This window comes from Longispora urticae, from assembly GCF_053902585.1.
This window is the reverse complement of sequence record NZ_JAQZSH010000023.1, coordinates 42,034-56,327: the sequence shown is the minus strand read 5'-3', so window position 1 is coordinate 56,327 and position 14,294 is coordinate 42,034. Positions and strand designations below refer to the sequence as shown.

15 protein-coding genes are annotated in these 14,294 nt (G+C 73.4%); 10 read left to right on the top strand and 5 right to left on the bottom strand.

The window, feature by feature from the left end; translation table 11 throughout:
* Nucleotides 1-43: 43 nt before the first annotated feature.
* From PT931_RS14270 to PT931_RS14255, 4 genes are all read left to right on the top strand, one after another.
* Entirely contained in the window at nucleotides 44-631 is a 588-nt protein-coding gene (locus PT931_RS14270; protein WP_456246217.1) for an FMN-dependent NADH-azoreductase, read from the top strand.
* A gap of 119 nt (nucleotides 632-750) precedes the next feature.
* Entirely contained in the window at nucleotides 751-2,100 is a 1,350-nt protein-coding gene (locus PT931_RS14265; RefSeq protein ID WP_456246216.1) for a serine hydrolase domain-containing protein, read from the top strand.
* Between the two features lie 274 nt (nucleotides 2,101-2,374).
* A complete protein-coding gene (locus tag PT931_RS14260) occupies nucleotides 2,375-3,121 on the top strand; it encodes a D-Ala-D-Ala carboxypeptidase family metallohydrolase (RefSeq protein WP_456246215.1) in 747 nt (248 codons plus the stop codon).
* Nucleotide 3,122: 1 nt separating this feature from the next.
* On the top strand, nucleotides 3,123-4,046 hold the full coding sequence (locus tag PT931_RS14255) for a penicillin-insensitive murein endopeptidase (RefSeq protein ID WP_456246214.1): 924 nt from the start codon (nucleotides 3,123-3,125) through the stop codon (nucleotides 4,044-4,046).
* A gap of 38 nt (nucleotides 4,047-4,084) precedes the next feature.
* On the opposite strand, the gene PT931_RS14250 is transcribed toward PT931_RS14255, so the two are convergent.
* Entirely contained in the window at nucleotides 4,085-5,533 is a 1,449-nt protein-coding gene (locus PT931_RS14250) for a 3-hydroxyacyl-CoA dehydrogenase family protein (protein WP_456246213.1), read from the bottom strand.
* Between the two features lie 114 nt (nucleotides 5,534-5,647).
* Here PT931_RS14250 and PT931_RS14245 point away from each other — a divergent pair, with 114 nt between their 5' ends.
* On the top strand, nucleotides 5,648-6,340 hold the full coding sequence (locus PT931_RS14245; protein ID WP_456246212.1) for a 4'-phosphopantetheinyl transferase family protein: 693 nt from the start codon (nucleotides 5,648-5,650) through the stop codon (nucleotides 6,338-6,340).
* A gap of 49 nt (nucleotides 6,341-6,389) precedes the next feature.
* Here the strand turns inward: PT931_RS14245 and PT931_RS14240 are convergent, their stop codons facing one another.
* Entirely contained in the window at nucleotides 6,390-7,406 is a 1,017-nt protein-coding gene (locus tag PT931_RS14240) for a glycosyltransferase family 4 protein (protein WP_456246211.1), read from the bottom strand.
* A gap of 196 nt (nucleotides 7,407-7,602) precedes the next feature.
* On the opposite strand from PT931_RS14240, the gene PT931_RS14235 reads away from it, so the two are divergent.
* A complete protein-coding gene (locus PT931_RS14235; protein WP_363723922.1) occupies nucleotides 7,603-8,049 on the top strand; it encodes a GtrA family protein in 447 nt (148 codons plus the stop codon).
* The gene (locus tag PT931_RS14230) at nucleotides 8,046-9,632 is read left to right on the top strand and encodes a DUF2142 domain-containing protein (RefSeq protein ID WP_456246210.1); all 1,587 of its coding nucleotides are present in this window, start codon (nucleotides 8,046-8,048) and stop codon (nucleotides 9,630-9,632) included. The genes PT931_RS14235 and PT931_RS14230 overlap by 4 nt, the downstream gene beginning before the upstream one ends.
* Nucleotides 9,633-9,656: 24 nt before the next feature.
* Here PT931_RS14230 and PT931_RS14225 read toward each other — a convergent pair whose 3' ends face one another.
* Nucleotides 9,657-10,004 (bottom strand): DUF2304 family protein, encoded by a 348-nt coding sequence (locus PT931_RS14225; protein ID WP_456246209.1) that lies wholly within the window; start codon nucleotides 10,002-10,004, stop codon nucleotides 9,657-9,659.
* 46 nt (nucleotides 10,005-10,050) lie between these two features.
* The gene (locus PT931_RS14220; protein WP_456246208.1) at nucleotides 10,051-10,827 is read right to left on the bottom strand and encodes a trypsin-like serine peptidase; all 777 of its coding nucleotides are present in this window, start codon (nucleotides 10,825-10,827) and stop codon (nucleotides 10,051-10,053) included.
* 328 nt (nucleotides 10,828-11,155) lie between these two features.
* Here PT931_RS14220 and PT931_RS14215 point away from each other — a divergent pair, with 328 nt between their 5' ends.
* From PT931_RS14215 to PT931_RS14205, 3 genes are all read left to right on the top strand, one after another.
* Entirely contained in the window at nucleotides 11,156-11,767 is a 612-nt protein-coding gene (locus PT931_RS14215) for a dTDP-4-dehydrorhamnose 3,5-epimerase family protein (RefSeq protein WP_456246207.1), read from the top strand.
* Between the two features lie 38 nt (nucleotides 11,768-11,805).
* On the top strand, nucleotides 11,806-13,164 hold the full coding sequence (pafA, locus tag PT931_RS14210; RefSeq protein ID WP_363723912.1) for a Pup--protein ligase: 1,359 nt from the start codon (nucleotides 11,806-11,808) through the stop codon (nucleotides 13,162-13,164).
* 83 nt (nucleotides 13,165-13,247) lie between these two features.
* A complete protein-coding gene (locus PT931_RS14205; protein WP_456246206.1) occupies nucleotides 13,248-13,433 on the top strand; it encodes a hypothetical protein in 186 nt (61 codons plus the stop codon).
* 132 nt (nucleotides 13,434-13,565) lie between these two features.
* Here PT931_RS14205 and PT931_RS14200 read toward each other — a convergent pair whose 3' ends face one another.
* A complete protein-coding gene (locus PT931_RS14200) occupies nucleotides 13,566-14,255 on the bottom strand; it encodes an HAD family hydrolase (protein ID WP_363723908.1) in 690 nt (229 codons plus the stop codon).
* Nucleotides 14,256-14,294: the final 39 nt, after the last annotated feature.

Below are 14,294 nucleotides of genomic sequence, written 5' to 3'. Positions count from 1 at the left end.
TTATCTTTCGTAAGTAGTCTAACCCCCGAGCCCGGAGGCACCAGTGTCCGTCCGCATTCTCAAGATCAACTCTAGTGCCCGGTACGCCGACGCGAGCAGCCGCCGCCTCACCGAGGCCGTCGTGGCCGACCTGCTGCGCCGGCACCCGGACGCCGAGGTGGTCGACCGCGACGTCGCCCAGGGCGTGCCGTTCGTCAGCGAGGGCCAGATCGAGGCCATCTACACCCCGGAGGGTGACCGGACCCACGCCCACCGCCAGCTGCTGTCCAGCTCGCGGCACCTGATCAGTGAGCTGCGGTCCGCCGACTACCTGGTGATCGGCGCCCCGATGTACAACTTCTCGGTCCCGGCCTCCCTCAAGGCGTACTTCGACCAGGTCGCCCAGGCCGGCGTCACCTTCAGCTACTCCGAGGCGGGCCCGGTGGGCCTGGTCGACAACATCCGCGAGGCGTACGTCGCGGTGAGCAGCAACGGGGTGCCGCTGGACTCGCCGGTGGACTTCCTCACCGGGTACGTCCGGCACTTCCTCGGCTTCCTCGGCATCCACAACGTCCGGGTGCTCGACGCCACCGGGCAGATGGCGGGCGCGCACCGCGAGCGGGAGGCCCTCGACGCCCTGGTCGCCGCCTGACCGTCCGCGCGCCCGGCCCACGCCGCCCGCGAGCCCGACGGCCGCCCCGGAGTTGACCCCGGCCCGCCGGGTACGAAACCTCGTCGTTCCGTACCCGTCGGGCCGGTAGTTTCCGGGGTATGACGCCTGACACCGTGCTCCCGGGCACCGCCCGCGCCCTGCTCACCCGGCTCGCGACCGCCCAGGCCGACGCCCGGGTGCCGTCCCTGGTCGGCGCGCTGGTCCGGGACGGGGTGACCGTGTGGTCCGGGGCGCGCGGCCTGGTGGACGGGGCGGCGCCGACGGGGGAGACCCAGTACCGGATCGGGTCGATCACCAAGACCTTCGTCGCGGTCCTCGTCCTGCGGCTGCGCGACGAGGGCCGGCTCGACCTGAACGACCCCCTGGACAGGCACGTCCCGGGTACCGCCGTGGGACACGTCACGGTCGGCCAGCTGCTGTCGCACACCGCCGGCCTGCGCGCCGAGCCCGACGGCGACTGGTGGGAACGCGCGCCGGGCTTCGACACCGCCGCCCTGCTCGCCATGCTCGGCCCGGACAGGGCGCCGTTCCGGCCGGGCCGCCGGTTCCACTACTCCAACACCGGGTACGCGCTGCTCGGCCACCTCGTCGCCCGGCTGCGCGGTGTGACCTGGTCGGAGGCGGTCGACGCCGAGATCCTCCGCCCCCTCGGGCTCACCGGCACCAGCTACCTGCCCCGGCCGGGGCACGCCCGGGGCTGGGCCACCCACCCGTGGGCGGACGTCCTGCTGCCCGAGCCCGCGCACGACAGCGGCGCGATGGCCCCCGCCGGCCAGCTCTGGTCCACGCTGCCCGACCTGGCCCGCTGGGCGGCGTTCTTCGCCGGGGACACCGGGGGAGTGCTGTCCGCCGACACCCTCGCGGAGATGCGCGAACCGATCGGCGTCGACGACGGCCCGCACTGGCTGATCGGGCACGGCCTCGGCCCGCAGCTCGCCCGCCGCGACGGCCGCCGGCTCGCCGGGCACACCGGTTCGATGCCGGGCTTCGTCGCCGTCGTGTGGGCGGACCCGGCCGAACGGACCGGCGTGGCGGTGGCCGCCAACGCCACGAACGCCGCCATGCCGGGCCTGGCCACGGACCTGCTGGATCTCCTCGCCGAACACGAGCCGCCGCTGCCCGCCTGGGCGCCCGACCCGGCCGCCGACCCGTCGCTGGTCGCGCTGACCGGCACCTGGTACTGGGGGCCCACCCCGCACACGCTGCGCCTCGGCCCGGACCGGACGTTCGAGCTGGCCCCGCTGGGCGCGGCGGGCCGGGGCACCCGGTTGCGGCCGGACGACGCGGGCGGCTGGACGGGGCTGGAGGGCTACTTCGCGGGCGAGACGCTCACCGTCGTCCGGGGCGCGGACGGGTCGCCGGAGGTGTTGGAACTGGGCACGTTCCGGTTCACGCGGGAGCCGTACCCCGGGGAGGGTTGGGGTGCGGGCACTGTGGACTTGCCCTGATTCGTCCCACAGTTCTGTCACTATCTGTACACGACGGCTCTACGGTTTGGAGTTGCGGCCGGATCGATCTACGGTTGTCCGGGGCTCGGAGGTGGTACCGGCCGCAACCCGCCATCGGGCCCGCCAACCCCGGGCGCCCCACCTCGCAGGAGGCGGGGCGCCGTGCTGTCCCCCGGGCGTCCGGTTCGTGAAGAATCGATCAAGGCCATTGACCTAGCTGGATCCGTGCGGCCACGATGTGCGCATTCGGGGTCCTGCTAGGACAAGGAGCGCCATGTCCCTCCACAAGGTATTCCGCACGTTCGTCTCCCTCGCCCTGAGTCTCGCGGCCGTGTGCGCGGTCAGCCTCGGCACCGCCGCGCCCGCGCACGCCGACGCCTGCTACACCTGGAACCGCACCCTCTCGCAGGGCATGTCCGGCGGCGACGTCACCACCCTCCAGATCCGGGTCGCCGGCTGGGGCGGCTACGGCGAGGTGATCGCGGTCGACGGGGCGTACGGGGCCGCGACCGCCGCCGCCGTGAAGCGCTTCCAGGCCGCGTACGGGCTCGGGGCCGACGGGGTGGCCGGCCCCGCCACGTTCGCCAAGCTGTACGAACTCCAGGACAACGACTGCACCCCCCTGCACTTCGCGTGGTCCGAGGTCGACGGCGGCTGCGGGGCCGGCGGCTACGCGGGCGGCAGCGTGTCCGCGGCGACCGTGCAGGCGAACCTGCTGCGCGCCATGTGGAAGGCCGAGGCGCTCCGCCACCAGCTCGGCGACCACCCGCTGACGGTGACCTCGGGGTTCCGGAGCAGGGCGTGCGACTCCTCGGTCGGCGGCTCCGGCACCGGGCAGCACACGTACGGCACGGCCCTGGACCTGGTGGGCAGCGGCGTGACCCTGTGCCAGATCGCCCAGCGCGCCCGGTACGCCGGCTTCAACGGCATCTTCGGCCCCGGGTACCCCGACCACAACGACCACGTGCACGTCGACATCCGCCCGGGCCGGTCCTGGTCCGCGCCGAACTGCGGGGTGTGACGTGCGCCGGCTGACCGTGCTCGTCGCCACCGTCGCGCTCGTGGTCACCGGACTGGCGGCGCCGGCCGTCGCGCACCCGAGCGCGGCGTACCCGCTCCAGAGCCGGGGCAACCTGGGCGTGGACACCCTCGCGGTGCAGTACCTGCTGCAACAGCACGGGTACGGCGCGCCCGCCGACGGGAACTTCGGGGCCAGTACCCAGAACGCGGTAAAGTCCTTCCAGGCCGGCAAGGGTCTGGCCGCCGACGGCGTCGTCGGGGCCGCCACCTGGGGCGCGCTCGTGGTCACGGTGCGGTCCGGCTCCTCGGGCGCGGCCGTGAAGGCGCTCCAGGCGCAACTGAACAAGAAGCGCCGGCTGGCCCTCGCCGTCGACGGGGTGTTCGGCGCGGGCACCGACAGCGCGGTCCGCACCCTCCAGGGCCACATGGGCATCGCGGCCGACGGGGTCGTCGGGGCCACCACCTGGAAGAACCTGCTCTGGCACTACGCCTACCCGGCGTTCGGCGACCTGTGCGACCAGGACCCGGACGGCAACGGCACCGCCAACTGGGCCACCGGCGGCGCGATCGGCCAGCTGGAGGCCGCGGCCCGGTCCTTCGCGGCCACCGGGCAGGGCCGGGTGCCGCTCGGGGACGCCTCGTTCGAACACGGCGGGGACATCCCCGGCCACGCCAGCCACGAGGTCGGGCTCGACATCGACGTGTGGCCGGTCCGGACCGACTCGGCGCAGTGCACGGCCGGCCGGATCACCTGGCAGTCGGCGACCTACGACCGGGCGGCCACCCGCCAGCTGGTCCAGGCCCTGCGGGCGGCCGCCCCGGGGCACGTGACCCTGGTGTACTTCAACGACCCGACGCTGATCGCCGAGGGGCTGACCACCCAGTACCCGAACCACGACAACCACCTGCACATCCGGTACCACTGAGCGGCCGGCGGGCCCGGGTGGCCGGGCCCGCCCCCTGGTCAGAGCGCCTGGCGCAGCGTCAGGGCCGACCCCTCCGGCGACCACGCGCCCAGGGTGTAGCGCAGCTGGTCCGCCGGTCGGTCCAGGTAGCAGATCAGGTTCACCGGCCAGCCGGTCTGGCCCAGCACGTACCCGTCCATCGGGGTGGGTCGTTCGCTGATCGCCAGGCCGCGCTCGCCCTCCGGGCCGATCCGGTGCCAGTCGGGGTGCAGGTGCACGGAGCCGAGCAGGTCCAGGCCGTCGTCGTCGGCGTCCCGGCTGATCCGGAGCAGGTCCTTGGCGTCGCACCAGAACCCGCGCCGGGCGTTGGCGTACGCGGCGCCGAAACAGGGCACGATGGTCTCCGCGTACTCCTCCGTCGCCACCTCGTCGATGTCGCGGACGTTGCGGCCGAACACGACCCGCTCCACCACGTACTCCTCCCCGGTGTCCCGGCCGACGAGCACCGCGAAGCACGACGGCGGGTACTCGGGCGTGCACGCCGCGTACTCCTCGGCCGCCGCGGCCAGGAACGGCTCCAGCACCCCCGCCCCCAGCACGACCGACCGGGACGGCACCGGGGTGGGCAGGGCCGCCACCAGGTGCCGGGCCAGTTCCTCCTCGGCCGCCTCCGCGCGGCCGCCCGTCCAGTCGTAGAACCCGTGCCCGCTCTTCACCCCGAACCGGCCGGCGTCCACCAGCGCGCGCAACGCGCCCGGCACCGGCTTCCCCTGGCCCTCCAGGATCGCGACGACGGTGTCGAGGCCGGCGAGGTCGAGCCGGTCGAAGATCCCGGTCGCCCCGTATCTGCGGCCGATGCCGTGGGTGAGGATCCGGTCCACCATCTCCGGGGTGGCCACCCCCTCGCCGACGATCCGGAACGCCTCGCCGAGCAGCGCCGTCTGCAACCGGGGCCCGACCGTGCCGGGCGCGTCCGAGCCGAACAGCACCGGGGTCTTGCCGATCGCGGTCAGCAGGTCGCCGGCCGCCGCCAGCGCCGCCGGGTCGGTGCGTTCCCCGGGCACGACATCCACGAGGGGTACGAGGTGGGCCGGGAGGTAGAAATGGGTCGCCAGCACCCGCTCTGGGCGACGACATCGGGCCGCGATCCCGGTGACCGGCAGCGCGGTGGTGGTGGAGGCGAGCAGCACCCCGGGGCGGGCCAGCAGGTCCAGCTCGGCGAACAGGTCGCGCTTCGTGGCCAGGTCCTCGGGGACCGCCTCGACCACGTGGTCGGCCTCGGCGACCCCGCCGAGCCCGGTGACGGCCCTGATCCGGCGGCGGACCCCGTCGGCGCGGTGCCCGGGGAGCTGGCCGAGCCGGACGAGCTGGTCGACCAGCCGGCCGACGGTGGCGGTCGCGGCGGTCGCCCCGGCGGCGCTCCGGGCGTGCACCAGGACGTCGCGGCCGGCGAGGGCGTAACTCAGTGCGATGCCGGTGCCCATGGCCCCGGCGCCGATGATTCCCACTCTGGTAGTACTTTGGGCGGTCATAGTGGCAATCCTTTCGATCTTGTCGACCGTCCATTGTGTACAGCGAGCCACCCGGGCCGCCTGTGATGTCCGCCGCAGTAAGCTGGGCCCGTGACGGACGTACAGGTGTGGTGGGGCCGGGCCGACCAGGCGAGGCCGGCGCACGTCGAGCTGTTCAGCGACGTCGAGCGCGACCGGCACGACCGGTTCCGGGTCGCCTCGGCACGCGAGCAGTTCACGGTCGGCTGCGCGATCGTCCGCCTGGTGTTGTCCCAGCTCACCGGCACCCCGCCGGAGAAGATCGAGCTGGACCGGGAGTGCACCCGGTGCGCCGGCCCGCACGGCAAGCCCCGGCTCGTCGGCAGCGACCTGCGCTTCTCGGTGTCGCACTCCGGCGACCGGATCGGCGTCGCCTTCGCCACGGGGGTCGAGCTCGGCCTCGACGTCGAGCGGGCCGAGGGCCGCGACCGGGACGGGGTCGCCGACGCGGTGCTCACCCCGGCCGAGCTGGCCGCCTGGCGCGCGCTGCCCGAGGCGGACCGCGAGGGCGCCTTCTACACGTACTGGACGCGGAAGGAGTCCGTGGTCAAGGCGACCGGCGACGGGCTGTACGCGCCGATGGCCGAGCTGCACGTCTCCCCGCCGAGCGAGGCGCCCCGGCTGCTGGAGTACCCGGGCGGCGTGGCCCTGGACGCCGCGATGATCGACCTGGACCCGGGCGCGGGGTACGCGGCGGCGCTGACCGTACTCGGCCCGCTGACCGGGGTCACCGAACACGACGCGGGGCCGCTGCTCGGGGCCTGAGGCCGCCCGCGCCGCCCTGGGGTCTCCGCCCCGGTGCCGGCCCGATCCGTCACGCCGTCGCCCGGGGCCGGGTCGCGGCGTGCAGGACCGCCTCGGCCACCGCGTCCCACGCCAGCGCCCCGCCGGCCCAGCCCCCGGCCGCCGGCCGCACCGTCCAGCCCGGCAGGTGCAGCAGCAGCCCGCCGGCCAGGGCCTCCGGGGTGGGCGCGGTCAGGACACCCCGCGCGGCCGGGATGGCGTCGCGCAGCCCCGGCCGGTCGTACCCGATGGTGGGGGTGCCCAGGGCCGCCGCCTCGTCCACGGCCAACGGCCAGTCCTCGACCGCCGCCGTGAGCACCTGCGCGTGCGCCCGGGCCGTGAGCTCCGCGCGCCGGGCCGGCTCGTGCACCCGCACCCCGGGGCCGGTCAGCCGGGCCGCGTCGGGGCCCGCGCCGACGAACCAGAGCTGGGCGTCGCGGATCCGGGCCCGGAGCAGCTGGTGGGCGCGGAGCGCCTCGCGGGGGCCGGGGCCCGCCAGGCGGCCGGCGTACACGACGGTGGGGGCCGGTTCGCGGCGCGTGGCGGGGAGCAGCACCGGCTCGACCCCGGCGGGGACCACGGCCACGTCGGTCAGGCCGTGCGCGCGCAGGGTGGCGCCGGCGGAGGCGGACACGGTCAGCGTGGGCACCGCCCGGTAGCCGCGCAGCCGCCAGCGCGCGACGAGCGGGAGCCGGATGCCGTGCAACCGGCGCACGCCCAGGGCCAGGGCGACCACCGGGGCGTCGGTCACCCAGGCCGGGCAGCCGAACGGGCGCGGGCCGAGCAGGTCGAGGACGAGGTCGGGGGTGGGACGGGTCTCGGCGTACCAGCGGCGGGCCTCGCGGCGTACCGTGTGCGGGGTGCCGGCGCGCTCCACCCGTACCCCCTCGTGGTCCTCCTCGGGTGGCCGACCCGGCACCGCCTGGGCGAACATCCGGACCTCGTGGCCCCCGGCGGCCCACCGGCGCGCGATCTCGTGGGTGTACCGCTCGGCGGAACCCGCGATCTGGTTGCGCGGATCCCGCGTGGCAATGATCACGATCCGCATCTGCGCCCCCTAGAACTGGACAAATACCCACAAAGGATAGCGTGGCGCGGATCCTCACAGTACTTTTATGAACAAACAAGGCATTTATCTGTGATCCACATAAGGGGGAGTTGTCCGACACCCCTATGCGGTGTGGTGCGAAACACCGTTTACACTTTCGGGGGCCTCTCGTGGGTTGACCGGAAGGGACTCGTCCGTGGTGGATATTCCAGACCGGATCGGGATCCTCGCCCGCACCTCGGGAGTCCGGTTCGCGCTAGTGGGTGGCGCGTGTTTCCTGCTCGACGAGGCGATCCTGATCCTCCTGCACGGCGTCGCGGGCCTGTGGCTCTCCCTGGCCTCCGCCCTGGCCTACGGGGCGGCGTTCCTGGCGAACTTCCTCCTCAACCGGATCTGGGTCTTCTCGGCCACCGGCGGCGGCGCGGTCCGGCACTTCGCCCGGTACGTATGCCTCGTGCTCGTCAACCTCGGCCTCACCGTCGTCCTCGTGCCGTGGATCAGCAAACTGGGCCTGGACTACCGCTACGCCAAGGCCGTCGTCACCGCGAGCCTGTTCGTCATGAACTACCTGGTCTCCCGCCGGTGGATCTACACCACCCCGGCCGCCCGTCCCGATCGCACGGAAGTGAAGGCGTCACCGTGACCTCCCCCGAAACGACCGCCCGCCCGAGTGGCCGCCGGCTGTGGCTGCTGGCGTTCGTCGGCTTCTTCCTGCTGATCGGCTCCTGGGCCGTGGCCGCGCCGTACGACGGGGCGCCCGACGAGCCCGCGCACTCCGTCCGCGCCGCCGGGGTGGCCGGGGGCGACGTGATGCCCGAGCCCGCCGACGCGTTCGCCGGCACCGGGGCGTTCCAGAGGGTGCCGAAGGGGATCCGGGGCACCCTGGAGACCGGCTGCTGGTACCACGGCCAGCCCGCCCTGCCCGCCGCCTGCGCGCTCGCGCCCACCGCCGACCGCGAACTCGTGTCCAAGCCGACCAGCGCCGGCCGCTACAACCCGCTGTACTACGCGCTCGTCGGCGGCCCGCTGCGCCTGTGGCCCGGCTGGCCCGGCCTGATCCTCGCCCGGCTGATCAGCGCCGCCCTGTCCGCCGCGCTGCTGGCCGGCGCGTTCACGGTCCTGGCCCGCTGGTCCCGGTACGGGCTGATGCTCGGCGGCCTGATCGCGGTCACCAGCCCGATCGTCGGACACATGTCCGGCGCGATCAACCCGAGCGGCCTGGAGATCTCCGCCGGCATCGCCCTGTTCTCCGCCGGCATCCCGCTGTTCCTCGGCCCGGCGCGCGGCCCGGCCCGGCCCCTGGTCTGGCTGATCGGGATCAGTGCGATCCTGCTCGTCACCCTGCGTTCCATGGGCCCGCTGTTCGGCGCGATCGCGCTCGTCACGCTGCTGATGCCCCTGGGCTGGCGCCGGATCGTCACCCTGTGGCGCACACCCCTGCTGCGGTGGTGCGGCCTCGCGATCGGCGCGGCCGCCCTGCTGTCCGTCGCGTGGATCGTGGTCATGAAGTCCTCCGTGCTGGTCCCCCTGAAGGCGGCCACCCCCCTGCGGCCCACCCAGGCGCTGTGGGCGGAGATCACCCGCTGGCAGCACTACCTCGACCAGCTGGTCGGCGTCACCGGCTGGCTCGACACCGAGATCCCCGGCCCGTTCTACGCCGTGTGGACCTGCGTCGCCGGCGGGCTGGTGCTGGCCGGGTTCGCGCTCGGCACCCGGGCCGACCGGCTGCGGATCCTCGCGCTCGTCGCCGGGGGCGGCGGGCTGCTGTCCCTGATCCAGGTCGTCAACGTCAACAGCTACGGGTTCATCACCCAGGCCCGGTACATGATGCCGCTGCTCGTCGCGGTGCCCCTGCTCGGCGCCTTCGTCATCGAACGGCGCGGCGTCGGGGCCGACGTGGCCCGCAAGCTCACCCGGATGGTCGCCGTCGTCCTGCTGCCGATCCACCTGGTGTTCCTGTGGTTCACGATGATCCGCTGGCAGCGCGGCATCAAGGTGAACCGGCCGGGGATCGCCGACCTCAACCCGTTCGGCGGGGCGTGGACGCCGCCGCTCGGCCCCGAACTGCCGCTGCTGGCGATGGTGCTCGGTCTCGCGCTGCTCGGGTGGTTGACCTGGCGGGCGCCGCGGCGGGCGGCGGCGTGGCCCGACCTGACGGAGCCGACCATCGTGGCCGGTGTGCTGCGGCCCCGGGCGTCGGCCGAGCCGGTCGGGGCGGGGCGCTGACCGGTCACGGTCCCCAGTGGGGGGTCAGCGCTGTTCCTCGTCCGCGCCCAACCTGGCGTGGATCAACGCGACCTCCTCGGACAGCACCCGGGTCTCCTCCTCCAGCCGGCTGACCTCCCACGACAGGTGGATGCAGACCAGCAGCAGGAACGACACCGCGAGGAACAGCACCAGACTGATTCCGGACGCGATCCCGATCGTCCGGGCGAACCGGTCCAGCGTGCCCGGGAACAACGCGGACGGCACCACGACGAGGCCGACGGCCAGCCACAGCATGCCGTACTTCTCGCGGAGCTGCCGGCGGCGCAGCAACTCGACGATGACGGCCACCAGGATGAGCCCCGTCGTCGCGGTGACGATCGTGAGTTTCATGAGAATTCCGTCTCCACCAGAGGTTGCGGGCGCGGGGCGAACCCTATCAGCGCGCGCCGCCGGTCGCCCGTCGGTACAGCGCCGCCACGCCCTCGCCGAAGTACGGGCTGTAGGAGATGTCGGCCGTCCCGCCGCCCTGTTCGTACCCGCCGATCAGGCCGACCACGGCGCCCGACGCCGTCACCCACGGGCCGCCGCTCGTCCCGTCCGTGAAGCCCGCGCAGGCGATCCGCAACTGGGTGTCCTCCCAGCGCTGGCTGAGGCCGTCGCAGCTGATCGGGTGGTCCAGGTCGGCCGGGTAGCCCGTCATCCGGACCGGCTGGTCGAACGGGCCCTCGGTGGCCAGCTCGTGCGCCCCGGCCACGTCCTCCACGAGCCGGTCGCCGTCGGCGTCGCGGACCAGCAGGAACGCGAGGTCGAAGTCCGGGTCGCCGTCGGAGTCCCACCGGTCGTCCAGGAACCGGTCGACGACCTGCCACGTGCCCGACGGCCGCTGCCCGTCGTGGTAGCCGGGCGCGAAGAACATGTCGTCGCCGGTCACGCAGTGCGCGGCGGTCAGGACCAGGTTGCGCCCCGGGCTGTGCACCACGCTCGCCGTGCAGCCCCGCTCCCCGGACGCCCCGAACAGCGCGCCGACCGCCGGCTCGCCCTGCGGCATCGGCGTGACCACGCCCGGCGGCCCGGGCGGCGGCGGGGCCGCGGTCGGGACGGCGGAGCGCGGGAACACGGCCCAGGCCGCGGCGGCCGACACCAGCACCGCGGCTGCGACCAGGGCGAACCGTGCTCGGGACAGCCGGGTGGGACGTTTGTGCCGTTGGACCACGGCCCGATCCTATTGCCGGGCGGGCGGCCGGGGCAGGGTCCGGGCCCGGAATGTTCCGAGAGGCTCGCCACGGCGCGCCGGAGGCCGGCCGGCTTGGGCTGCCGGCGGCGGGTCGGGTGGTGCCGGTGCCGGTGCCGGTGCCGGTGCCGGTGCGGCGGGCGGCGGGCGGCGGGCGGCGGGCGGCGCCGAGCATAGGCGACCGGGACCGTCCGTGACTGTCCGGTTGTGGTCAGTCGCTGGCAGCGAGGTGTCCTAGGCTTCCCCGGGTGGGACCCGCCCGCCGGGACGTCGACGCGGGTCGCCCGGGCGGGCCCGTGGAGGAGGGGCTGTGAGGATCGAGCCGCTGGGGATCGAGGGCGCGTACACGATGACGCCGGTCCAGCACCCGGACAGCAGGGGCCGCTTCCTGGAGTGGTACCGCGCCGACCTGTTCACCCGGGTCACCGGCCACCCGGTGCGCCTGGAGCAGGCGAACACCTCGGTGTCGGCCCGCGGCACGGTGCGCGGGGTGCACTTCGCCGACACGCCGCCGGGCCAGGCCAAGTACGTCACGTGCCTGCGCGGCTCGCTGCTCGACTTCGTGATCGACGTCCGGGTCGGCTCGCCCACCTTCGGCCAGCACCGGGTCGTCCGGCTCGACGACGTGGACCGGCGGGGCGTGTACGTCGCCGAGGGCCTCGGGCACGCCATCTGCGCCCTGGAGGACGACAGCACGCTCCTGTACCTGTGTTCCGAGCACTACGACCCGGCCGCCGAGCACGGCATCTCCCCGCTCGACCCGGACCTGGCGCTCGACCTGCCCTTCGACCGGGGCGACCTGATCCTGTCCGATAAGGACGCGGCGGCCCCCACCCTGGCCGAACAGGCGGCGGCCGGACTGCTCCCGGAATACGCTTCCTGCGTGCGCTGGTACTCCAAACTCAAAACGGAAGGTGTCTGAGCGGTTACTTTGTCGGTGGGTACCGGTAAGGTCTGTTCATGGATCGGCGCATCTTCGGAATTGAGACGGAGTACGGGGTCACCTGCACGTTCCACGGACAGCGCAGGCTGTCCCCGGACGAGGTGGCGCGCTACCTGTTCCGCCGTGTGGTGTCGTGGGGGCGTTCGAGTAACGTTTTCCTCCGCAACGGCGCACGGCTCTACCTCGACGTCGGTTCCCACCCCGAATACGCGACACCCGAGTGCGATTCGGTGTCGGAGTTGGTGGCTCACGACCGGGCCGGTGAGCGGATTCTCGAAGGTCTGCTCGTCGACGCGGAGAAGCGGTTGCACGACGAGGGCATCGCGGGCGACATCTACCTGTTCAAGAACAACACCGACTCGGCCGGCAACTCCTACGGCTGCCACGAGAACTATCTCGTCAGCCGGCACGGCGAGTTCGGCCGACTCGCCGACGTCCTGATCCCGTTCCTGGTCACCCGGCAGCTGATCTGCGGGGCCGGCAAGGTGCTGCAGACCCCGCGCGGCGCGGTCTACTGCCTGTCCCAGCGTGCCGAGCACATCTGGGAGGGCGTCTCCAGCGCGACGACCCGGTCCCGGCCGATCATCAACACCCGCGACGAGCCGCACGCCGACGCCGAGCGGTACCGGCGCCTGCACGTCATCGTGGGCGACTCCAACATGAACGAGGTGACGACCCTCCTCAAGGTCGGCACCGCCGACATCGTGCTCCGCATGATCGAGGCCGGCGTGGTGCTGCGCGACCTGACCCTGGAGAACCCGATCCGGGCGATCCGCGAGGTGTCGCACGACGTCACCGGCCGGCGCCCGATCAAGCTCGCCAACGGCAAGGACGCGAGCGCGCTGGAGATCCAGCGGGAGTACTACACCAAGGCCGTCGAGTTCCTCGCCAAGCGCGGCGACGACGCCAACCTCACCCGCGTGCTCGAACTGTGGGGCCGGGTCCTCGACTCGGTGGAGAGCGGCAACCTCGGCGCGATCGAGCGCGAGATCGACTGGGTGGCCAAGCTCAAGCTCATCGAGCGGTACCAGAACCGCCACGACCTCGCCCTGTCCAGCCCCCGGGTCGCCCAGCTCGACCTGGCCTACCACGACATCCGGCGCGGGCGGGGCCTGCACGCCCTGCTCGAGAAGCGCGACAACGTCGACCGGGTGGTCAACGAGCTCCAGGTGTTCGAGGCGAAGGAGACCCCGCCGCAGACCACCCGGGCCCGGCTGCGTGGCGAGTTCATCCGCCAGGCCCAGGAGAAGCGCCGCGACTTCACCGTCGACTGGGTGCACCTCAAGCTCAACGACCAGGCCCAGCGCACCGTCCTGTGCAAGGACCCGTTCCGGGCGCACGACGAGCGCGTCGACAAGCTGATCGCGAGCATGTGACCGGTTCCGTGGGGCGTCACCGCGACGCCCCACGGATCGCGCCTTGATGCGGCCCTCCGGGTGCCGGTAGTCTCGGAACCGCCATGAGTGACCAGCAGAAGAACGGCCGCCCCGACTTCATCACGAGCCGGGTGCAGAAGCGCCGTGCCAAGATCGCCGAAGAGATCAGCCGGAACCGGGCGGGCGGGCACAAGATCCCCACCTGGGTCCTGGCGGCGATCCTCGCCCTCGTCCTCGTCGGCTGGCTGGCCCTGATCCTGCTCCCGTAGCCCGACCCGCGCGCCGCGCCGATCATCGGGCGGCCCCGGAGTCCCGGCGGGCGAGGAAAAGGCCCTTTCGGGTCGAGTACACCCCAAAAGCTTTTTATGGTTACGAGTTGGGGTGTTTCCGGGCCGTGGAGGTCAGACCTCCGCGACGGTCAGCCCCAGCACCAGGTCGAGCGCCTCCACCGTGCTGTCCGCCGTCCGCCACGTCGCCGGGTGGTCGGGCAGCCCCGCGTGCTCCCCGGTGCGGACCCGCACCGACCGGATCCCCATCGAACTCGCGCCCGCCACGTCCCGGTCCGGCCGGTCACCGATCATGATCGCGGCGTCGGCCGGGCACGCCAGCGCGGACAGCCCCCGGCGGAACCCCGAACCGTGCGGCTTGCGGAAGTCCCGCCCGCCGCCCTCGTCGGTGCACACCACCGCGCGGAAGTGCCGCACCAGGCCGGTCGCCTCGACCTTGGCCCGCTGCTGCGCGGGGTTGCCGTCGGTGACGAGCACCAGCGGCAGCCGGGCGGACAGCTCGTCCAACCGCTCCTCGACGCCCGGGTAGGGCACCAGGGTCGTCGGCCAGTACTCCCGGAAGGCGTACACCAGGCGGGGGACGAGGGCCAGGTCCGCGCCGATCGAGCGGATCGCCTCGTCGATCAGGCCGGGCCGGTCGCTGCCGCCCGCCGCCGCGCGGTCGAGGGCGGGGCGCAACCGGGCCGGATCGAGGCCGGCGGTCGAACCGACGGCGCACACCCGCTGCCAGGCCTGGTCGAGGAACTGGGAACGGGGGTACAGGGTGTCTTCGAGGTCCAGCAGAATGCCCCGGATCAGCGTCACGCGTCGAGGGTGACGCGGGCCGGTGAACCCGTTCCCGCC